This is a genomic window from Streptomyces sp. NPDC057280 (genome assembly GCF_042668605.1).
GTDB lineage: Bacteria > Actinomycetota > Actinomycetes > Streptomycetales > Streptomycetaceae > Streptomyces.
The window spans coordinates 193,552-213,409 of record NZ_JBHUYR010000008.1 but is presented as its reverse complement, the minus strand read 5'-3'; the positions used below and the strand labels follow the sequence as shown (position 1 = coordinate 213,409).

The following is a 19,858-nucleotide window of genomic DNA, read 5'->3' as shown; positions in this document are numbered from 1 at the left end:
GCGGAAACCTCTCTCACGGAGACTGTGACCTATGAGCACCCCTGACATCCGCGTCGAGAAGGGCCACGCCGAGCCCGAGGAAGTCGCCGCCATCACGGCCCTCCTCCTGGCCCGCGCGGCCGCCCGGCCCACCGAGACCCCGGCCCACCGCCGCCCCAAGGCCGGCTGGCGCCGCCTGGAGCGCGAGGGCGGCTTCCGCGCCCCGCACAGCTGGCACTGAGCCCTTCAGCGACACCGAGGGCCCCGACCGTCCATCATGGGCGGGCGGGGCCTTCTGTCGTCCCCGCGGAGGGGGAACCGATGGGCGTACCGGGCGAGTTGGCGGACGAGGTCGAGTTGATCGACGCCCTGCTGAAACCGATCGTGAACAGGCCGGTGGACTTCACCGATCCCGACGCGATGGCCCGCATGAGCGAAGGACCGCACCCCCTGGACGAGGCGAACGTCCGCGAGGAGGCCGAGCGGGCGCTGCGCGAGCTGCTGACGCTCTACGAGCGGGACGAGGAGGCCCGGATCGAGGTACGGGCACTGCTCGACCGCTGCGCCGCGTTCACCTGGGCCACGGACGTACCCCGCGGTCGCGCCCCGCAGGCCTTCCGGCGGCAGCTGCTCCTGCTGTCCGCGCGGGACCACGCCCGGGACACCCGGGACGAGATGGTCCTGCTGAACGGTATGTGCGAGGAGGCCCGTGAGGCAGGCGTCGACATGCGGCCCCTGCTGCTGGAGATCGCCGAACTCTCCAGCGACGAGGACAAGTACGGGATGGGTTCCGTCCGGCACATCCTGCTCAGGGCGGCCGGACGCGAACCCGTCGGGCTCTGGTGACTCCCGGTCAACACAACGGCCCCTGAGCCTCCTTGGAGGGGCTCAGGGGCCGTGTCGCGTCGCAGTCCCTACCGCAGGCGCGCCATCAGCGCGTGCTCCACCAGCGTGATCAGCGCCGACTTCGCGTCCGCGCGGTGGCGGGCGTCCGTCGTGATGATCGGGGTGTCCGGACCGATCTGGAGCGCCTCGCGGACCTCGTCCGGGTTGTACGGCTGATTGCCGTCGAAGCCGTTGAGGGCGATGACGAAGGGGAGACCCGAGTTCTCGAAGTAGTCGACCGCGGGGAAGCAGTCGGCGAGACGGCGGGTGTCCACGAGCACGATCGCGCCGATCGCGCCGCGCACCAGGTCGTCCCACATGAACCAGAAGCGGTCCTGGCCCGGCGTACCGAAGAGGTACAGGATCAGGTCCTGGTCGAGCGTGATACGGCCGAAGTCCATCGCGACCGTCGTGGTCGTCTTGTCTCCGGTGTGGGTGAGGTCGTCGATGCCCGCCGACGCGGATGTCATCACGGCCTCTGTGCGCAGCGGGTTGATCTCCGAAACGGCCCCGACGAACGTGGTCTTGCCCACGCCGAAGCCACCCGCCACCACGATCTTCGCCGAGGTGGTGGAGCGGGAAGGACCGCCGCTAGAGCTTGCGAAGTCCACTGAGCACCCTTTCGAGCAGTGTCACGTCTGGCTGGCCGCCGGCGTTCTCGTCGCCGCCGGGCTGATGGATCGCGACCAGTCCTGCCTCCGCCAAGTCGGCGACGAGGATCCTGGCCACGCCGAGAGGGATGGTCAGCAGCGCCGAGACCTCGGCGACCGACTTGATCTCCCGGCAGAGGTTGCAGATCCGCTGATGCTCGGGCAACTGGCCCTGCATCTGGTGCGGCTGCGCGGTGGTGTGCACCAGCGCCTCGATGGCGAGCTGGTAGCGGGGGCGCGTCCGGCCGCCGGTCATGGCGTACGGGCGCACCAAGGGGTTGTTCGACGACCCTGCGGGCGCCGGCTCAGGGGAGCGTCGCTGCGGCTGCACCGGCTGGATGCGCGGCGCGGGCGGCTGATCGTACGGCGACGGCCCGGGTCCCTGCGGGTGCTGGGGCGCGTACGGCTGCCGCTGGCTGGGTGCGGAGGGGAAGTTGTAACGGTTCGGGTTGTGGGCACCGTCGTTCTGGCCCTGTCCGGGGCCGTACGACCAATTGCCCGACGATGAACCGCCTGGGGGTGTTGCCACTTTCTCTCCTCCTCCGACTGTGCCGGGCACCGCATCACTGTGGAGCCGCGTCCCGAAACCTTACGGCCCCGGGACGCCAAAACGCACCGTCTGTCTGTTAGTTGAGCAGGCTCCCTTGGAGCTCCGCACGCAGATCGGGCGTCAGGACCGTGCCGGCACGGTCCACCAGAAGGGCCATCTCGTACCCGATGAGGCCGATGTCCGCCTCGGGGTGGGCCAGCACCGCGAGCGAGGAACCGTCGGAGATGGACATGATGAACAGGAATCCCCGCTCCATCTCCACAACCGTCTGGTTCACGCTGCCGCCCTCGAAGATGCGCGAGGCACCGGCGGTCAGCGAGGTCAGACCGGAGGCGACGGCCGCAAGCTGGTCGGCGCGGTCGCGCGGAAACCCTTCGGACATCGCCAGAAGGAGTCCGTCGGCGGAGACCACCACCGTGTGAGACACCCCGGGGGTGTTGTCCACGAAGTTGGTGATCAACCAGTTCAGGTTCTGTGCCGCCTGGCTCATCGGGCTCACACTAACGCTCCTGGTTGTAGGTGCTGTCAGGACCACCGTGCTGATTCCTGGTGGCCTGGCCGTTCGTTTCACTGCCTGCGTTGCGACCCCGCTGGACACCGCGGCGCAGGTTGCTCAGCCTGCCCCGGACGTCCTCCGGAGCACGGGAGACCTGTGGGCCCCCCTGGGGGGTGGTTTCGGCGGCACCCTCGACCAGGTTGGCCTTGGGGACCCGCCGCGGCAGACCGGAGGAGGTGACCCCGCCCGCCTTGGGCTTACGGAGCGCCGATGCCTGCTGCCAGCGCTCGTCGTTGGCCGAGCGCCAGTCGCCGTTGCCGGTGCCGTTGCTCTCCGGTGCGGAGGACGCAGGCTCCCGGCTCACGGACCGCGCGCCGAACAGGTCGGTCGTGCCGCTGCCCGTGCCGTTCGTACCGTTCGCGCTGCTCGTGCCGTTCGCTCCGCCACCGGTGGATCCGCGGCGGGGGAGGCCGGCGTCGGTCAGCTCGTGGACGGACGACGATGCAGGTCCCGGACGGTCGAAGCCTACGCGGTCACGCTCACCCGCGTCAGCGGCCTGCACGGATTCCGCTTCGGGAGCGTACTGGTCCTGGTAGCCGTTCTGGAAGGTGTCCTGCTGCGGCCAGTCGTCCTGGTAGCGCCGCTCCTCGAAGGCCGGGAAGGTCTCGGGGGCGGAGGCCTGGACGGGCGCGGACTCCTCCTGGACCGGCTCCGCATACGCGGGCTCGGGGTAGCCGCCACCGTTCGACGAGAAGGCGTCGTGCTGCGGCAGGCCGCCGTTCGGCGCGTAGTACTGCTCGTCGTACGACGGCTGCCGGGGCTCCTCGTACGCGGCGTGCTGCGGCTCGGTGTACGCCGCCTGCTGCTCCTCGTACGCGGGCTCCTGGTAGCCGCCCTGGCCGTTGTCGTAGCCGGCCGGGCGCGCGTCGAACTCGTCGCCGTACGACGGGGCCGCGGGCGCCTCCTGGCCGGGCTGCGGGGTGTGCGCCTGGGCCTCCAGGGCCGCGCGGCGCTCCTCGCGCATCAGGGAGCGGCCCACGGGGTCCAGCTCACGGATGTCGTCGGGGACCTCGGTGCTGTAGCGGCTGTCGTCGAAGCCGAGCTCGGCGGCCGTCCGCATCGGCAGGCCGTTGTTGAAGTCCTCGCCCTGGTACTGCTGCTCCGGGATGATCTGCGAGACGGTGAACTCGTCGACCGGCGCCTGCTGCTCGCCGCCGCCACCGTGGGTGATCGCGTCCGGCAGCATGACCAGCGACGTGGTGCCGGCCTGCTCGCCGGAGGGGCGGAGCTGGACGCGGATGCCGTGCCGGTCGGACAGCCGGCCGACCACGAACAGGCCCATGCGCTGCGAGATCGCGGCGTCCACGGTCGGCGGGTTGGCCAGCTTGTGGTTGATGTCCGCGAAGTCCTCGGCGGTGAGGCCGATGCCCTTGTCGTGGATCTCGATCATCACGCGGCCGTCGGGAAGACGGGTCGCGGTGACACGGACCTTGGTCTGCGGGGAGGAGAACGTGGTGGCGTTCTCCAGCAGCTCGGCGAGGAGGTGCACGAGGTCGGTCACGGCACGGCCGTGGATCTCGGCCTCCGGGACGCCGGAGAGCTCGATGCGCTCGTACTGCTCCACCTCGGAGGAGGCGGCGCGCAGCACGTCGACCAGCGGGACCGGCTGGTCCCAGCGGCGGCCCGGCTCCTCGCCGGCGAGGACCAGGAGGTTCTCGCCGTTGCGGCGCATACGGGTCGCGAGGTGGTCCAGGCGGAAGAGGTTCTCCAGCTGGTCCGGGTCGGCCTCGTTGTTCTCCAGGTCGGTGATCAGGGTCAGCTGGCCCTCGATCAGCGACTGGTTGCGGCGCGAGAGGTTGGTGAAGATCGCGTTGATGTTGCCCCGCAGCAGGGCCTGCTCGGCGGCGAGCCGGACGGCCTCGCGGTGGACCTGGTCGAAGGCGCGGGCGACCTCGCCGATCTCGTCGGTCGAGTTGATCGGGATCGGCGCGACCCGGGTGTCGACGCGGCCGGGGTCGGTGCGCGAGAGCTGGTCGACCAGCATCGGCAGGCGCTGCTCGGCGATGCCGAAGGCGGCGTTGCGCAGCTGGCGCATCGAGCGGGACATCTGGCGGGCCACCATGCCGGCCAGGATGAACGCGGCGAGCAGGGCGACCACGACGGCGGCACCGGTGATGAGGGCGTCACGCTTGGCGTCGTCGGCGATGCTCGCGGCCTCGTCCACCGCGGTGTCGCTCATGTCGGACTCGATGGTCCGGTAGGTCTTGTACTTGAGCGTGTTGAACGCCCACCAGTTCTCCGCGGTGACGCCCTTGGTGGCGAGCGCCGCCCGCTCCGACTTGTCGGTGGAGGTCAGCGAGCCCACGTACCTGACGAAGGTGGCCGTGTCGGTCGGCGGCGGCACGTAGGCGGGGTTCTTCTTCGCGGCCTGTTCGGCCATCGCCTTGCCGTCCGCCTGCGCCTGCTTCTGCAGGGTGTCGAGCTTCTGGGCGTCGGCCTCGGTGCCACCACCGATGTACTCCTCGATGGCGATGCCCTCGAGGTAGGCGTACGAGGTGAGCGCGGTGCGCTGGGCGGCCAGGCTCTCGGCCTTGGGGCCCGGGGCGATCAGCAGGTGCATGCCGATGGAGCGCTCGAGCGACAGCGAGGCCTTGGTCAGCGCGATGGCGTAGACGGTACGGCCGTAGCTGGTGATGTTTCCGGTGCCGAGACCGAGCTCGTTGGCGAACTCCATCAGGGGGTGCGCGACCTGGACGTAGCCCTCTTCGGTCTGCACACCGGAGAGAGCGTCCGTGTACGCGGCGGCGCGCAGCTTCGTGAGGTCGCCCTCGACCTCGCGGAACAGCTGGAGACGGCGCTCCAGGCCCGCGGTCTTCGGCATGTTCTGCGCGGCCTCGTCGAAGGCGTCGGCCGCGTCGTCGGTGGCCTTGCGGGCGGCGACGACCGTCTTGTCGTCCTTGCCCTTGCCCTCCAGAAGAGGGGCGGCGGTGGTGTCGCGCTCGTTGTAGAGGGCGTCGCCGTAGGTCAGGGCGGCACGGACCAGACGCGCGGTCTTCTCGGCGTCCTCGGCCTGCTGCCAGGTGTCGATCGAGCTCTTCACCTGGAAGCCGCCCATGACGAGGCCGACCAGCACGGGTATGAGCAGGATCGCGTTCAGCCTGGTAGGCACCCGCCAGTTGCGGGGGGACAGCCGGCCACCGCTCGGCGCCGGGGCAGCCGTTGGTTCGGATCCGGGCACAGGGGCGGGCGCCGCTCCGCGCGGCGGCGGGGTGAAGTTGCCCCGGGCCGACGGCTCGGGACCGTTCTTGCTTCGCCTCACTCGACCAACAACCTCTCGGAGGGGTCGGCACCTACGTTGTGCCGCAGTCTCTCAGAGCCCAGTTCGCCTTCGACTGATGAGTACGTCTTTGACTATTGGGCAGTTCAGGCATTCCAGCACGTGGTCCTGCGCTCGTCCAAACATGGGAGTGCAGGGATTCCGAGTGATGTAAGCCCCAGATAAAACGGTCATAAAGAGCGAGCCCCGTCAAAAGACGGGGCCTTTGTGCGCGCAGCGACACCGGTTGACCGCGACGCGTGGCCGTACCACCCGATTCCTCTGCCGAAACGTTATGAACACCGGGGCCGACCGTGTCAAAGGACACAGCCGGCTCCGGGGCATCTACGACAACTGCCGTATGGCGTTGTCGATTTGAGTGCTATCGCAGACGTGCCATGAGGGCGTGCTCGACCAGTGTGATCAGGGCACTCTTCGCATCCGAGCGATGCCGGGCGTCCGTCGTGATGATCGGGGTGTCCGGACCGATCTGGAGCGCCTCGCGCACCTCCTCGGGCGCGTAGGGCTGGTGTCCGTCGAAGCCGTTGAGGGCCACGACGAACGGCAGACCGCTGTTCTCGAAGTAGTCGACCGCGGGGAAGCAGTCGGCCAGGCGACGGGTGTCCACCAGGACCACCGCGCCGATCGCGCCGCGCACCAGGTCGTCCCACATGAACCAGAAACGGTCCTGACCGGGCGTACCGAACAGGTACAGGATCAGGTCCTGGTCCAGGGTGATACGGCCGAAGTCCATGGCCACCGTGGTGGTGGTCTTGTCCCCGGTGTGGGTGAGGTCGTCGATGCCCGCGGACGCGGACGTCATGACGGCCTCGGTGCGCAGCGGGTTGATCTCGGAGACGGCGCCGACGAACGTGGTCTTGCCGACGCCGAAGCCGCCGGCGACCACGATCTTCGCGGAGGTGGTCGCCCGGCCTCCGTCAGAGCTTGCGAAGTCCACTGAGCACCCTTTCGAGCAGTGTCACGTCCGGAGCGCCGGTGCTCTCGTCGCCGCCCGGCTGGTGAATGGCGACGAGCCCTGCCTCGGCGAGGTCCGCGACGAGGATGCGGGCCACGCCGAGCGGCATGGCCAGGAGCGCGGACACCTCCGCGACCGACTTCACCTCGCGGCACAGATGACAGATGCGCTGGTGCTCCGGGAGCAGGCCCATGAGCGCTGCCGGGTCGGCCGTGGTGCTGATCAGGGCCTCTATGGCCAGCTGGTAACGCGGCCGGGTCCGGCCGCCGGTCATCGCGTACGGACGTACCAGCGGCTGGTCGCCCTCATCCTCGTACGGCTCCGCGTACGGATCATGAGAGGCGGTGGGCGGGGTCATTGATCCTCCGGGCGGGACAGCAAACTTCCGGTCAGTCGTGCCGTCTTGGTGAGGCCGGTGGGGGGATTGTGTCGGCCGACGGTGATTTCGTGAGACGGGTGGATCGAGGCGGTTCAGTGAAGCAGACTGCCTTGCAGTTCCGCGCGGAGATCGGGCGTGAGCACCGCGCCCGCGCGATCGACGAGCAGGGCCATCTCGTAGCCGACGAGGCCGATGTCGCACTCGGGGTGCGCCAGCACGGCCAGCGACGAGCCGTCGGAGACGGACATCAGGAACAGGAATCCCCGTTCCATCTCGACGACCGTCTGTGCCACGTTGCCGCCCTCGAAGATCCGGGAGGCCCCGGCCGTCAGCGAGGTCAGACCCGACGCGACGGCCGCCAGCTGGTCGGCACGGTCACGCGGGAAACCCTCGGACATCGCCAGCAGAAGGCCGTCGGCGGACACGACGACGGTGTGGGACACCCCGGGGGTGTTGTCCACGAAGTTGGTGATCAACCAGTTGAGGTTCTGTGCCGCCTGGCTCATCGGGCTCAACTAACGCTCCTGCTGGTGAGTGGGGCTCGGGAAGCTGCCCGTCTGGCCGTTGCCGGCCTGACGACCTTGTGCGATACCCCGACGGAGATTGGTCAGACGGCCGCGTACGTCATCAGGCGCACGGGAGACCGCCGGACCGGCTTGGTGCTGTTGCTGCTGGGCCGTGCCCGGGACGAGGTTCGCCCGGGGCACCCGGCGCGGCAGACCGGAGGTGGTGACACCGCCCGCGGCCGGCTGCCGGACACGCTCGGCCTGCCGGACGAGGTCGTCGTTCGGCGAGCTGCGCCAGGCGGCCGAACCGGGCCGCTGCGGAGCAGCCGGAGCCTGCGGCTGCTGGGGAGCCTGGGCCGGGGGAGCGGCCGGAGCCGCGCCGTTGCCGTTCGCCGGCTGGCCCTGACCGCCCTGACCGTGGAACCAGTTGGTCTCCAGGGTGTCGTACAGCGGGGTACGTCCGTCGCCGGGGCCCGCCGCCGGCGGCAGCGCCTCGGGCTCCTGACGTACCGGCCGCTGCGGACGCTGCGGGGCCGGGGGCCGCGGGGCGCCGAAGTCGGCGGGTCCGCGTCCGGCGCCCTGTTGCGGCCGCTCGAACTGGCCGGTCTGCTGCGGGTTCACCGGTCCGGCGGGGGACGGGCGGCCCGGCAGCGCGTGCTGACCGGTGGAGCTGCTGTCGTGGTTCGGCGCCGGGAACTGGCCGGTGGAGCCGTTGTCGTAGCCCTGCGGCACCGGGAACTGGCCGGTCGCGGACGGGCCGTTCGGGGCCGGGGTGCCGAAGACGTCCGAGCGGACGAAGGAACCCGTGCCGTCCTGCTGGCTGTTGGCGCCCGGCTGGGCGAACTGCCCGGTGTTCTGCGGGGCGTCGTAGTCCGGCCGCGGGAACTGGCCCGTGCTCTGCGGCCCGCCGAAGTCCGCGGGCGCGAACTGCCCGGAGTCCTGGGAGCCGGGGACCGCGTTCGGCCGGGGGAACTGGCCGGTGTGCTGTGGGCCGCCGGTGCCCGGCATCGGGGCGTCGAAGTCCGGGCGGGGGAACTCGGACGTGGCGCCCGGGCCCTGCCGGTCGTCGATCCGCGGCATGCGCGAGGTCTGCGACGGGTCCTGCTCGTCATGGCCGCGCGGGGCGTCCAGCGAGGCGTGCGAGATCTGCGGCTGGGCGTTCTCGTCGCTCCAACTGGGCCGCGACTGCTGCGTGTTGCCCCCCGGCAGCTCGGCGCGCGGACCGCCGCGGCCCGGCAGCAGACGGCTGCGGCGGCCGCCCTGCTCGCCGGCGGAGGGGGCGGGCTGCTGCGGCGGCCGACCGCCGCCGAAGGCGTCCTGCGACCCACCGGTACCGGCGGCCTGCAGTCCCTGCGGAGCACCCGGAGCCTGACCGCCGAAGCCCGCGCCCGCACCGGCCGGAGCGGGCCGGCCCTGCGACGGAGCCGACGGCGACTGCGGCCCACGCGCGCCACCGGGCGCACCGGGACGGCCGGAGTTGCCGGTACCCGGCAGCGCGGCCCGCGGTCCCTGACCGCTACCGAGCCGGCCACCGGCCGGAGCACCGGCACCGAGGGCACCGCCGCCGGGCGCACCGGCGCCGAGCGAACCGCCGCCCGGCCGGCCGGAGCCGCCACGGGCCGCGGCCGCGCCGGCGGCCGCCTGCGCGGCGGACGGGGCGCCGCCACCGGCGCCCTGGCCGGGCTTGGGCTGCGGCTTCTTGCCGCCCTGGGCGACGTCGACGGGCAGCATGACCAGCGCGGTCGTACCACCGGAGTCGGACGGCCGGAGCTGGATGCGGATGCCGTGGCGCTGCGACAGCCGGCCGACCACGAACAGACCCATGCGGCGGGAGACCGAGACGTCCACGGTGGGCGGCGAGGCGAGCCGCTCGTTGATCGCGGCGAGGTCCTCGGGGGAGAGGCCGATGCCGGTGTCGTGGATCTCGATGAGCACCCGGCCGTCGGGCAGCGCGTGACCGGTGACCTTGACCTTGGTCTGCGGCGAGGAGAACGAGGTCGCGTTCTCGAGCAGCTCGGCGAGGAGGTGCACGAGGTCGTTGACGACCCGGCCGGCCACTTCGGTGGTCGGCACGGCGGCCAGCTCGATGCGCTCGTACTGCTCCACCTCGGAGGCGGCGGCACGGAGCACGTCGACCAGCGGGACCGGACGGGTCCAGCGGCGGCCGGGCTCTTCACCGGCGAGGACGAGGAGGTTCTCACCGTTACGGCGCATACGCGTCGCGAGGTGGTCGAGCTTGAACAGCGACGACAGCTGGTCCGGGTCGGCCTCACGCGACTCCAGCTCGGAGATGAGCGAGAGCTGGCGCTGGATAAGACCCTGGGAGCGGCGCGAGAGGTTGGTGAACATCGCGTTGACGTTGCCCCGCAGCAGGGCCTGCTCGGCGGCGAGGCGGACCGCCTCGCGGTGGACGTCGTCGAAGGCCGCGGCCACCTTGCCGATCTCGTCGCGCGAGTGCACACCGACCGACTCCACGGACGTGTCGACGTCCTGCGGGTCGGACTCGGACAGCTGCTTGACCAGCTCGGGCAGACGGTCGGTGGCGACCTTGGTGGCGGTCTCCTCCAGCCGGCGCAGCGAGCGGATCATGGAGCGGGCCACGACGAAGGCGCCGACGAGCGAGATACCGAGCACCAGCAGGATCAGCGCACCGGAGATGATCGCTTCGCTCTCCGACTCGTTGCGCAGCTCGCGGGCCTTCTGCTCCATCTGCTCGAGCAGGGTGCTCTCGATCTTGCCCATCTGGTCGATCTTGGTGGAGCTGTCGTCGAGCCAGTCCTTGTACGACCGCTTGTCCAGGTTCTCCAGACCGTTGGTGGAGTCCAGGGCGCGGCTGGCGTAGGTGTCGGCGGACTGGATCGTCGTGTTGTTGTCGCCGATGGGCTCCAGCAGCTCCACGGCGCTGGTCTTGCCGTAGATGGACTGGAAGCTCTTGAGCTCCGACTCCTCGCTCTCCAGGGCCGACTGGGCGTAGAGCCGGTCGTTCTCGGAGAGGTCGCCGAAGGACGTCTTGTTCGCGGGCAGGGCCGCGGCGAGGACGGCGCGCTGGATGGAGGCGTACTCCTTGGCGGCGGAGAAGGCCGCCAGGGAACGCGTCCGCTGGATCATGTCGGGGTTGCTGGTGGCCTGCGCCATGTCCTGCGAGAGGTCCAGCAGCTGCGTGATCAGCCGGTGGTAGGCCTCCACGGTCTGCGTGGAGTTGTCCTTGGCCTCGTAGGCGTTGTTGCGGACCTTCTCGATCTCGCGCAGGCTCGCCACCAGGAGCACCACGTTGTCGCGGATGCCCTGGAGGCTGCTGCCCTGGTTGCCGATCTCCTCGGAGGAGTCGACGAAGTCCTCGATGGCGCGGTCGCTCTTGTCCCGCAGCCCCTTGATCGTGTAGTCGCTCGCGCTGGAGCCGTGCGCCAGCGGGCCTGCCGACTGGTCACGCTCGTTCTGCAGCGCCTCGGCCAGGGCCGTGGCCTGCTTGGTCATGTCCGTGAGCAGCTTCATGTTCTCGAGCTGCTGGATGTCGTTGACGTTGTCGCTGATGCGCAGTGCGCCCAGCGAGGTGGCCGCGACGACGGGCAGCGCGAGCAGCGACACCAGGCGCGTGGAGATACGCCAGTTGCGCAGCGCTATTCGCGAGCCGGGGCCGGTCGGCCCCTTCGGCGGCTTGACCGTCGGAGCGGTGGGGTTCGGGGCCCCGGAGGGCGTCGCGCCGGAGCGCGCACCTCCGTCGCCGGACGCCACCTGGCCCGGGTTCTGGGCGTGCTGGGGCGAGGAGCTGCCATTGCTGGGGGCAGTCCCGCCGTGCGGCTCCGGCTCCGCCGAAGCACTGCCATCCCTCTTGAAACGTCCCTGCACTAGCGTCGCAACCTCTGGACCAGGCACCCCCCGCGTGAACGGACGGCACGGTGTCGGCGTACTGAGGGGCGTCCTGAATTACGCCCCCCGATGGTCGTGAGTGACCGGCGCTGGCTCCCCCTCTCGCCGCCACTCGGCGCTCGAGGCGCCCCCTGTGCGCCGGCTCGATCCTGCGGCGGTCCGTGAGATTCCAGCACAGTGCCGGATCTCCAACAAGGGCAGTGGGTCAGGCCGTGACCTACGTGACACCACGTGAGGGCGGAGTCACCGGTCGTAGAAAGTGATCCGGACGATACCGGACGTATGCCTACGGATCGTTGACGTGACGGGGGTGTCCCAGTCGCCATGATCAGGAGCGGAATGATGCCTTCAGGGGGTCAATGTCCGTTTCGTTGGGGTGAGTTGCGAGTCGGAATTGACCGCTTTGCCCCGGGGGTCGTGAGCAAACTCACACGCGGATCATGGGGTCTTCCGCGCTTCGGAGGGGAATTGCATGTTTAGCCTGACGCTTTACATGACGTAACACTTTGACAACCCGCGTCTGCGCGAGGGTCCTTCGGGACTCCGCCGACGCCCGAGGACGACAAGGTCCACTGCAACCGTGAAGACGACGATGATGTTCCGCAACATAGCCAACCCGCGGCGCACGACGCTGGCGCACCTCGAGGACGCCGACGACCTGCAGACCCCGGAGCTCCCGGAGCACTCCGTCGACCTCCCGGCCCAGACGGCCAACCCGCGCCGCACGGTCCTGATGGAGATCCCGGTCACCGCCGCCGCCGAGTAGATCACAGCCGTACGACCACCAGGGCGCCCACGCCGATGCGCGGGGCGCCCTCGGTAATGCGCGAGGCAGCGGCCCCTGACCGCGTTAGCCTGGAGCGTCAGACTCCAGCCAGCTCAGTTAAGGGGCGCAAGGATCCCGTGCGCATCGCCAGATTCTCCATCGACGGGAACGTCGCCTTCGGCGCGGTCGAGGGCGACAAGCCGGACGAGCTCGTCCTCGACATCATCAAGGGCATCCCGTTCGCCGACTTCGAGCTCTCCGGCACGAAGGTCCCGCTGAGCAAGGTCCGGCTGCTGCCGCCGGTGCTCCCCAACAAGGTCGTGGCCTACGGCCGCAACTACGCGGAGCACGCCCGCGAACTCGGCAACGACGTCCCGGACGTCCCGTTCGCCTTCTTCAAGCCGTCCACCTCGGTGATCGGCCCCGGCGACGAGATCCAGTACCCGTCCTTCTCCGAGGAACTCCACCACGAGGCCGAGCTGGCCGTGGTCATCGGCCGCATGTGCCGCGAGGTCCCGCGCGAGCGCGTCAAGGACGTCATCCTCGGCTACACCTGCGCCGTCGACGTCACCGCCCGTGACGTGCAGCGGCGCGAGAAGCAGTGGGCCAGGGCCAAGGGCTTCGACACCTCCTGCCCGCTCGGCCCCTGGGTGGAGACCGACCTCGACCCGAGCGACCTCACCATCCAGCTCACGGTCAACGGCCAGCAGCGCCAGCTCGGCCGCACCAGCGAGATGATCCACCCGATCGAGGATCTGATCGTCAACATCTCCGAGGCCATGACGCTGCTCCCCGGCGACGTGATCCTCACGGGCACCCCGGCAGGCGTCGGACCGCTCACCGTCGGCGACGAGGTCGCCGTCACCATCGAAGGCATCGGCACTCTCACCAACAAGGTTGTCAAGCGTGGCTAGCGCACCCGTCCGCGTACGTTTCTGCCCCTCGCCCACCGGTAACCCCCACGTGGGCCTGGTCCGCACCGCCCTGTTCAACTGGGCGTTCGCCCGGCACCACCAGGGCACCCTGGTCTTCCGCATCGAGGACACCGACGCGGCCCGCGACTCCGAGGAGTCGTACCAGCAGCTGCTCGACTCGATGCGCTGGCTCGGCTTCGACTGGGACGAGGGCCCCGAGATCGGCGGCCCGCACGCGCCCTACCGCCAGTCGCAGCGCATGGACCTCTACAAGGACGTCGCCGCCAAGCTCCTCGACGCCGGCCACGCCTACCACTGCTACTGCTCCCAGGCCGAGCTGGACGAGCGCCGCGAGGCCGCCCGCGCCGCCGGCAAGCCCTCCGGTTACGACGGCCACTGCCGCGACCTGAGCGCCGAGCAGGTCGAGGCCTACCGCGCCGAGGGCCGCGAGCCGATCGTCCGCTTCCGCATGCCCGACGAGACGATCACCTTCACGGACCTGGTCCGCGGCGAGCTGACCTTCACCCCGGAGAACGTCCCGGACTACGGCATCGTCCGCGCGAACGGCGCCCCGCTCTACACCCTCGTCAACCCGGTCGACGACGCCCTGATGGAGATCACCCACGTTCTGCGCGGCGAGGACCTGCTCTCCTCCACCCCCCGCCAGATCGCCCTCTACAAGGCGCTCATCGAGCTGGGCGTCGCCAAGGGCACCCCGCAGTTCGGCCACCTGCCGTACGTCATGGGCGAGGGCAACAAGAAGCTCTCCAAGCGCGACCCGCAGGCGTCCCTCAACCTCTACCGCGAGCGCGGCTTCCTCCCGGAGGGCCTGCTCAACTACCTGTCCCTGCTGGGCTGGTCCCTCTCCGCGGACAAGGACATCTTCAGCACCGACGAGCTGATCGCGGCCTTCGACATCGCGGACGTCAACCCCAACCCGGCACGCTTCGACCTGAAGAAGTGCGAGGCGATCAACGCCGACCACATCCGCCTGCTGGACGTGAAGGACTTCACCGAGCGCTGCGCCCCCTGGCTCCAGGCGCCCTTCGCGCCCTGGTCGCCGGAGGAGTTCGACGAGGCGAAGTGGCAGGCGATCGCCCCGCACGCCCAGACCCGTCTGAAGGTCCTGTCGGAGATCACCGACAACGTCGACTTCCTCTTCCTGGCGGAGCCGGTCTTCGACGAGCCGTCCTGGGCGAAGGCGATGAAGGAGGGCAGCGACGCGCTCCTGGCCACGGCCCGGGAGAAGCTCGACGCGGCCGACTGGACCTCCGCGGAGTCGCTGAAGGAGGCCGTCCTGGCCGCCGGCGAGGCCCACGGCCTCAAGCTCGGCAAGGCCCAGGCACCGGTCCGCGTCGCCGTCACCGGCCGCACCGTCGGCCTGCCGCTCTTCGAGTCCCTGGAGATCCTGGGCAAGGAGGCGACGCTGGCCCGCATCGACGCGGCCCTGGCGAAGCTGACGGCGTGACCCCCGTCGCGTGACCCCAATCGCCGGACGCGCCCGCGCGGCCCGGGTTACCGTCGGATCATGAGCATTCACGCCGTGATCTGGGACGTCGACGACACTCTCTTCGACTACACCACGGCGGACCGCGAGGGCATGCGCCTGCATCTGACGGCCGAGGGCCTGCTCACCGGAGACGAGACTCCGGAGCAGGCCCTCGTGCGTTGGCGGACGATCACCGACGCCCAGTGGGCGCGCTTCTCGGCCGGCGAGGTGTCCTTCGAGGACCAGCGCCGCGACCGCGTACGGGTGTTCCTGGGCGAGCGGCTGACCGACGCCGAGGCCGACGCCTGGTTCCGGCGTTACCTGGCTCACTACGAGACCGTCTGGGCCCTGTTCCCGGACGTCCTGCCGACCCTGGACGCCCTGGCCGCCAGCCACCGGCACGCGGTGCTGTCCAACTCCAGCATCCACGTCCAGGACCACAAGCTGCGCGTCCTCGGCGTCCACGACCGCTTCGAGGCGATCCTGTGCGCCGCCGAACTCGGCGTCTCCAAGCCGGAGGCCGCCGCCTTCCTCGCCGCCTGCGACGCCCTGGACCTCGCCCCGCACGAGGTGGCGTACGTCGGGGACCACCCGGAGATCGACGGCCGGGGCGCCGCCGACGCCGGGCTGCTCTCGGTGTGGATCAACCGCGACGGCGCGTACGCCGACGCCGCCCCACCCGTCGGCCCGCACCGGATCGCCACCCTCGCCGAACTCCCCGCGATCCTCGGCGCGGATACCCGTTTTGGAGCCCCGTCCACCTTCGGGTAATGTTCTTCCTGCGCCGAGGGGAGCGGGCCGAAAGGCCGGAAACCCACAGCGCGAAACTAGAACAAGATCCCCTTCGGGGCTTGCGTTCCAGTGGCCTATGGTGTAATTGGCAGCACGACTGATTCTGGTTCAGTTAGTCTTGGTTCGAGTCCAGGTAGGCCAGCTCGCAGAGCTCATCTGCAAAGCCCCCGTTGTGTAGCGGCCTAGCACGCTGCCCTCTCAAGGCAGTAGCGCCGGTTCGAATCCGGTCGGGGGTACAGATCCTTCCCGCGAAGGTGGCTCGGGTAGCTCCCACCACCATCGATGCAGGATCGCTAGGGCCCCCGTTGTGTAGCGGCCTAGCACGCCGCCCTCTCAAGGCGGTAGCGCCGGTTCGAATCCGGTCGGGGGTACTGACTGGTCTAAACCACATTGGTCTATGGTGTAATTGGCAGCACGACTGATTCTGGTTCAGTTAGTCTTGGTTCGAGTCCAGGTAGACCAGCTCGGACCTGCGGTAACGCAGGCTCCACGCCCCCGTTGTGTAGCGGCCTAGCACGCCGCCCTCTCAAGGCGGTAGCGCCGGTTCGAATCCGGTCGGGGGTACGTAGAGGAAGGCCCTCCACTTCGGTGGGGGGCCTTCGCCGTTCCCGGCGACCGGCTCCCGCCGCTCTACTCGAAGCCGTACCGCCGCGTCGACTCCTCCTCCTGTGCGAGCCGGTGCAGCGCCTGGAGCATCGGCTCGACGAGCACCACGCCCAGCACCGCCACCTCCGCCTTCTCCGCCTCCGAGACATGCGACTCCATGAACTCCATGTCCAGCTCGGCGACTTGGTGCATCAGCCGGGCGTACGGCACGAGCGTCTCGGGACTCCAGTCGTAGCCGAGCCGGCGCAGCGCGGCGGCCGCCACCACGAGGGAACGGAACGACGGCGAGATCGTCGTCATGGCCTGGGCGTTGGACCACCCCAGCGTCCTGAGCAGCTCCTCCATCGCGACCCGCGCGCCCTGTACGAACTCGTCGTCCGCGTCCGGCTCCGGCACCTGCGGCAGGGCCCACACCGCCGCGCCCAGGCGCATCGTGCGGGGCAGGGAGTCGTCGTCGACGTGCCCCAGTACCTCCTTGACCGTCGCCACCGGCACCCGGCCCACCTGGATCATCGCGCGGATCAGCCGCAGCCGGCGCAGATGCTCCTCGTCGTACTCGGCGGTGGTCGTGTTGATCTGGCGGCCCGGGGCCAACAGCCCTTCGCGCAGGTAGTACTTGATCGTCGCCGTGGACACCCCACTGCGCTCGCTCAGTTCGGCCAGCCGCATGTCTTGCGCCTTTCATTGGGGAGTGCCACTATCCAAGCATCGTTCAGAAGGATAGTGCCGCTATCCGACGAGGGAGTCGTGGGGGAGCCGTGTTCGCGAAGTCCGTGCTGGGCCGTACGACCGCCGATGCCGAGGGGGACGTGGTGGTCCTGCTCATCGGGATGCGCATCAACCACTTCTGGGCGGTGCACCAGTGGGGACTGGTGATGGTCTCGATGTTCCGCATGCTGGCGGAGCTCGCCAAGGACCCGGGCCGGGGGCTGCTGGGCAAGGTGATGCTGACGGCGTCGCCGCGGACGTACTACGTCGTCCAGTACTGGGAGTCCAAGGAGAAGCTCTACGCCTACGCCCACGCGCCGGAGATGCGCCACCACCCGGTCTGGGCGCTCCTCAACCGCAAGGAGCGGGAGGGCAAGGTCAAGGGCCACGTGGGGATCTGGCACGAGGCCTATGTGGTGCCCGAGGGGTCGTACGAGGCGATCTACGCGGACATGCCCGCGTTCGGCCTCGCCGGAGCGCACGGGCAGGTGCCGCTGGAGCGGCGGGGGCGGTACGCCAAGGACCGGTTCGCGCACCGGTCGGCGAAGACGGCCGGGAAGACCGGCTGACACGGGGGATCGGGGGAACGAAGGGGCCTGCCGCGGCGTTGGGGCAGGTCCCTTCGTCGATGTCCCCGGTCCGGGCTCAGCCCGTGCGGCGCAGGGCCTCGGAGAGGCGGGCCGCGGCGTCGATGACGGCCTGGGCGTGCATACGGCCCGGGTGGCGCGTCAGACGCTCGATGGGGCCGGAGACCGACACGGCGGCCACGACCCGGTTGGAAGGCCCGCGTACGGGCGCTGAGACGGACGCGACGCCCGGCTCGCGCTCACCGATCGACTGGGCCCAGCCGCGGCGCCTGACGCCCGACAGGGCCGTCGCCGTGAAGCGGGCACCCTGGAGGCCGCGGTGCAGGCGCTCCGGCTCCTCCCAGGCCATCAGGATCTGGGCCGAGGAGCCGGCCTTCATCGTGAGCGTCGAGCCGACCGGGACGGTGTCCCGCAGGCCGGACAGGCGCTCCGCCGCGGCGACGCAGATGCGCATGTCTCCCTGGCGGCGGTAGAGCTGGGCGCTCTCGCCCGTGACGTCACGCAGATGCGTCAGGACCGGGCCCGCCGTGGCGAGCAGGCGGTCCTCGCCGGCCGCCGCGGCCAGTTCCGCGAGGCGCGGGCCGAGAATGAAACGGCCCTGCATGTCGCGCGCCACCATACGGTGGTGTTCCAAAGCCACGGCCAGCCGGTGGGCCGTGGGTCTTGCCAGTCCGGTGGCCGCCACAAGCCCTGCGAGGGTGGCCGGACCGGACTCCAGGGCGCTGAGGACAAGGGCTGCCTTGTCCAGAACGCCGACGCCGCTACTGTTGTCCATGCAACGATACTCACGTCTCACTCTGTGAAACGCAAGTTCCTTTTTTCGTGAGACGCGCAACCCTTGGATGCACAGCGGCCCGCGGACCAAACGGGCCTGGCGGCGGCTGCCCGGGAATCCAGGGGTGCGGGCGCCGCTTCCGGAAGATCTCTAGTTGGGCCGGCGCACCTCTTGCCGGCCGGAGGGAAAGCGATGGGTAGGACACTCGCGGAGAAGGTCTGGGACGACCACGTCGTCCGGCGCGCCGAGGGCGAGCCCGACCTCCTCTTCATCGATCTGCATCTGCTGCACGAGGTGACCAGCCCGCAGGCCTTCGACGGCCTCCGCAAGAGCGGTCGCCAGGTGCGCCGCCTCGACCTCACCATCGCGACCGAGGACCACAACACCCCGACCCTCGACATCGACAAGCCCATCGCCGACCCGGTCTCCCGGGTCCAGCTGGAGACGCTGCGCAAGAACGCCGCCGAGTTCGGTGTGCGCCTGCACCCGCTGGGCGACGTCGAGCAGGGCGTCGTGCACGTCGTCGGCCCGCAGCTGGGCCTGACCCAGCCCGGCATGACGGTCGTCTGCGGCGACTCCCACACCTCCACGCACGGCGCCTTCGGCGGCCTGGCGTTCGGCATCGGCACCTCCCAGGTCGAGCACGTGCTGGCCACCCAGACGCTGCCACTGGTCCGCCCGAAGACCATGGCCATCACGGTCAACGGCGAACTGCCCGAGGGCGTCACCGCCAAGGACCTGATCCTGGCGATCATCGCCAGGATCGGCACCGGCGGCGGCCAGGGCTACGTCCTGGAGTACCGCGGCTCCGCCATCGAGAAACTCTCGATGGAGGCCCGCATGACCATCTGCAACATGTCGATCGAGGCCGGTGCCCGCGCGGGCATGATCGCCCCCGACCAGACCACGTTCGACTACCTGGAAGGCCGCCCGCACGCGCCCAAGGGCGAGGACTGGGACGCGGCCGTCGCGTACTGGAAGACCCTGAAGACGGACGAGGACGCCGAGTTCGACGCCGAGGTCGTCATCGAAGCCGCCGAACTGTCGCCGTTCGTCACCTGGGGAACCAACCCCGGTCAGGGCGCGCCGCTTTCGGCGGACGTCCCCGATCCTGCTTCGTACGAAGACGCTTCGGAGCGCCTCGCCGCCGAAAAGGCCCTGGAATACATGGGGTTGGAGGCCGGGCAGCCGCTGCGCTCCATCAAGGTGGACACCGTCTTCGTAGGTTCGTGCACCAACGGCCGTATCGAGGACCTGCGCGCCGCCGCGGAACTCCTCAAGGGCCGCAAAGTCGCCGACGGCGTACGGATGCTGGTCGTTCCCGGCTCCGCGCGGGTCGGCCTGCAGGCCGTCTCCGAGGGCCTGGACGTCGTCTTCAAGGACGCCGGCGCCGAATGGCGGCACGCGGGCTGCTCGATGTGTCTGGGCATGAACCCCGACCAGCTGGCCCCGGGTGAGCGCTCCGCGTCCACCTCCAACCGCAACTTCGAGGGACGGCAGGGCAAGGGCGGCCGTACGCACCTGGTCTCGCCGCAGGTCGCCGCGGCGACCGCCGTGCTGGGCCACCTGGCCTCGCCCGCCGACCTGTCCGACGCCCCTGTCGCCGCTGGAGTCTGA

At 70.0% G+C, this 19,858-nt stretch carries 18 protein-coding genes and 5 tRNA genes; 13 read left to right on the top strand and 10 right to left on the bottom strand.

Going from position 1 to position 19,858, the window contains the following annotated elements:
• The first annotated feature begins 31 nt into the window (after window positions 1-31).
• Both ACFUO4_RS35630 and ACFUO4_RS35625 read left to right on the top strand, forming a co-directional pair.
• Complete coding sequence (locus ACFUO4_RS35630; protein ID WP_079310814.1) at window positions 32-220, top strand: acyl-CoA carboxylase epsilon subunit; 189 nt, start codon at window positions 32-34, stop codon at window positions 218-220.
• Window positions 221-300: 80 nt separating this feature from the next.
• Window positions 301-825 carry a hypothetical protein gene (locus tag ACFUO4_RS35625; RefSeq protein ID WP_383492649.1) on the top strand — a complete coding sequence of 175 codons (525 nt, stop codon included), beginning with the start codon at window positions 301-303 and terminating at the stop codon, window positions 823-825.
• Window positions 826-893: 68 nt separating this feature from the next.
• Here ACFUO4_RS35625 and ACFUO4_RS35620 read toward each other — a convergent pair whose 3' ends face one another.
• From ACFUO4_RS35620 to ACFUO4_RS35585, 8 genes are all read right to left on the bottom strand, one after another.
• A complete protein-coding gene (locus ACFUO4_RS35620; protein ID WP_026248371.1) occupies window positions 894-1,475 on the bottom strand; it encodes an ATP/GTP-binding protein in 582 nt (193 codons plus the stop codon).
• Window positions 1,456-2,043, bottom strand: coding sequence for a DUF742 domain-containing protein (locus tag ACFUO4_RS35615; RefSeq protein ID WP_079310812.1), 588 nt, complete (start codon window positions 2,041-2,043; stop codon window positions 1,456-1,458). Before ACFUO4_RS35615 ends, ACFUO4_RS35620 begins: the two co-directional genes overlap by 20 nt.
• 97 nt (window positions 2,044-2,140) lie before the next feature.
• Window positions 2,141-2,554 carry a roadblock/LC7 domain-containing protein gene (locus ACFUO4_RS35610; RefSeq protein WP_004983065.1) on the bottom strand — a complete coding sequence of 138 codons (414 nt, stop codon included), beginning with the start codon at window positions 2,552-2,554 and terminating at the stop codon, window positions 2,141-2,143.
• 10 nt (window positions 2,555-2,564) lie between these two features.
• The gene (locus ACFUO4_RS35605) at window positions 2,565-5,879 is read right to left on the bottom strand and encodes a nitrate- and nitrite sensing domain-containing protein (RefSeq protein WP_383492645.1); all 3,315 of its coding nucleotides are present in this window, start codon (window positions 5,877-5,879) and stop codon (window positions 2,565-2,567) included.
• A gap of 379 nt (window positions 5,880-6,258) precedes the next feature.
• The gene (locus ACFUO4_RS35600; RefSeq protein WP_015657619.1) at window positions 6,259-6,834 is read right to left on the bottom strand and encodes an ATP/GTP-binding protein; all 576 of its coding nucleotides are present in this window, start codon (window positions 6,832-6,834) and stop codon (window positions 6,259-6,261) included.
• A complete protein-coding gene (locus ACFUO4_RS35595; RefSeq protein WP_030611532.1) occupies window positions 6,815-7,210 on the bottom strand; it encodes a DUF742 domain-containing protein in 396 nt (131 codons plus the stop codon). The genes ACFUO4_RS35600 and ACFUO4_RS35595 overlap by 20 nt, the downstream gene beginning before the upstream one ends.
• A 113-nt stretch (window positions 7,211-7,323) precedes the next feature.
• Window positions 7,324-7,737 carry a roadblock/LC7 domain-containing protein gene (locus ACFUO4_RS35590; RefSeq protein ID WP_003973453.1) on the bottom strand — a complete coding sequence of 138 codons (414 nt, stop codon included), beginning with the start codon at window positions 7,735-7,737 and terminating at the stop codon, window positions 7,324-7,326.
• Window positions 7,738-7,746: 9 nt separating this feature from the next.
• The gene (locus ACFUO4_RS35585) at window positions 7,747-11,583 is read right to left on the bottom strand and encodes a nitrate- and nitrite sensing domain-containing protein (RefSeq protein WP_383492640.1); all 3,837 of its coding nucleotides are present in this window, start codon (window positions 11,581-11,583) and stop codon (window positions 7,747-7,749) included.
• Window positions 11,584-12,184: 601 nt separating this feature from the next.
• Between ACFUO4_RS35585 and ACFUO4_RS35580 the strand changes: the two genes are divergently transcribed.
• The 9 genes from ACFUO4_RS35580 (at window position 12,185) to ACFUO4_RS35540 (ending at window position 16,129) form a co-directional block, all read left to right on the top strand.
• Window positions 12,185-12,370 carry a hypothetical protein gene (locus ACFUO4_RS35580; RefSeq protein ID WP_079310421.1) on the top strand — a complete coding sequence of 62 codons (186 nt, stop codon included), beginning with the start codon at window positions 12,185-12,187 and terminating at the stop codon, window positions 12,368-12,370.
• A 137-nt stretch (window positions 12,371-12,507) separates the two neighbouring features.
• Complete coding sequence (locus ACFUO4_RS35575) at window positions 12,508-13,284, top strand: fumarylacetoacetate hydrolase family protein (RefSeq protein WP_383492637.1); 777 nt, start codon at window positions 12,508-12,510, stop codon at window positions 13,282-13,284.
• Complete coding sequence (gene gltX, locus ACFUO4_RS35570; protein ID WP_383492634.1) at window positions 13,268-14,752, top strand: glutamate--tRNA ligase; 1,485 nt, start codon at window positions 13,268-13,270, stop codon at window positions 14,750-14,752. Before ACFUO4_RS35575 ends, gltX begins: the two co-directional genes overlap by 17 nt.
• Before the next feature lie 60 nt (window positions 14,753-14,812).
• A complete protein-coding gene (locus tag ACFUO4_RS35565; RefSeq protein WP_383492630.1) occupies window positions 14,813-15,544 on the top strand; it encodes an HAD family hydrolase in 732 nt (243 codons plus the stop codon).
• Between the two features lie 91 nt (window positions 15,545-15,635).
• Window positions 15,636-15,707: transfer RNA gene (locus ACFUO4_RS35560), tRNA-Gln, on the top strand.
• A gap of 21 nt (window positions 15,708-15,728) precedes the next feature.
• Window positions 15,729-15,801, top strand: a tRNA-Glu gene (locus ACFUO4_RS35555).
• A gap of 62 nt (window positions 15,802-15,863) precedes the next feature.
• Window positions 15,864-15,936: transfer RNA gene (locus ACFUO4_RS35550), tRNA-Glu, on the top strand.
• A 20-nt stretch (window positions 15,937-15,956) separates the two neighbouring features.
• A tRNA-Gln gene (locus tag ACFUO4_RS35545) sits at window positions 15,957-16,028 on the top strand.
• A 28-nt stretch (window positions 16,029-16,056) separates the two neighbouring features.
• Window positions 16,057-16,129, top strand: a tRNA-Glu gene (locus tag ACFUO4_RS35540).
• 66 nt (window positions 16,130-16,195) lie between these two features.
• Here the strand turns inward: ACFUO4_RS35540 and ACFUO4_RS35535 are convergent.
• Window positions 16,196-16,840, bottom strand: a complete 645-nt coding sequence (locus tag ACFUO4_RS35535) for a MerR family transcriptional regulator (RefSeq protein ID WP_383492627.1) — start codon at window positions 16,838-16,840, stop codon at window positions 16,196-16,198.
• Window positions 16,841-16,929: 89 nt separating this feature from the next.
• Here ACFUO4_RS35535 and ACFUO4_RS35530 point away from each other — a divergent pair, with 89 nt between their 5' ends.
• The gene (locus tag ACFUO4_RS35530; protein ID WP_383492624.1) at window positions 16,930-17,448 is read left to right on the top strand and encodes a DUF4188 domain-containing protein; all 519 of its coding nucleotides are present in this window, start codon (window positions 16,930-16,932) and stop codon (window positions 17,446-17,448) included.
• Between the two features lie 76 nt (window positions 17,449-17,524).
• Here ACFUO4_RS35530 and ndgR read toward each other — a convergent pair whose 3' ends face one another.
• Window positions 17,525-18,241, bottom strand: a complete 717-nt coding sequence (gene ndgR, locus ACFUO4_RS35525) for an IclR family transcriptional regulator NdgR (protein ID WP_015036427.1) — start codon at window positions 18,239-18,241, stop codon at window positions 17,525-17,527.
• Window positions 18,242-18,433: 192 nt separating this feature from the next.
• Here ndgR and leuC point away from each other — a divergent pair, with 192 nt between their 5' ends.
• Window positions 18,434-19,858, top strand: coding sequence for a 3-isopropylmalate dehydratase large subunit (gene leuC / locus ACFUO4_RS35520; protein WP_383492621.1), 1,425 nt, complete (start codon window positions 18,434-18,436; stop codon window positions 19,856-19,858).

Bases quoted from the DNA above. Each gene is read 5' to 3' on its own strand.
- ACFUO4_RS35630 (WP_079310814.1), top strand. From the start codon at position 32: ATGAGCACCCCTGACATCCGCGTCGAGAAGGGCCACGCCGAGCCCGAG.
- ACFUO4_RS35625 (WP_383492649.1), top strand. From the start codon at position 301: ATGGGCGTACCGGGCGAGTTGGCGGACGAGGTCGAGTTGATCGACGCC.
- ACFUO4_RS35610 (WP_004983065.1), bottom strand. From the start codon at position 2,554: ATGAGCCAGGCGGCACAGAACCTGAACTGGTTGATCACCAACTTCGTG.
- ACFUO4_RS35595 (WP_030611532.1), bottom strand. From the start codon at position 7,210: ATGACCCCGCCCACCGCCTCTCATGATCCGTACGCGGAGCCGTACGAG.
- ACFUO4_RS35590 (WP_003973453.1), bottom strand. From the start codon at position 7,737: ATGAGCCAGGCGGCACAGAACCTCAACTGGTTGATCACCAACTTCGTG.
- ACFUO4_RS35565 (WP_383492630.1), top strand. From the start codon at position 14,813: ATGAGCATTCACGCCGTGATCTGGGACGTCGACGACACTCTCTTCGAC.
- ACFUO4_RS35535 (WP_383492627.1), bottom strand. From the start codon at position 16,840: ATGCGGCTGGCCGAACTGAGCGAGCGCAGTGGGGTGTCCACGGCGACG.
- ndgR (WP_015036427.1), bottom strand. From the start codon at position 18,241: ATGGACAACAGTAGCGGCGTCGGCGTTCTGGACAAGGCAGCCCTTGTC.
- leuC (WP_383492621.1), top strand. From the start codon at position 18,434: ATGGGTAGGACACTCGCGGAGAAGGTCTGGGACGACCACGTCGTCCGG.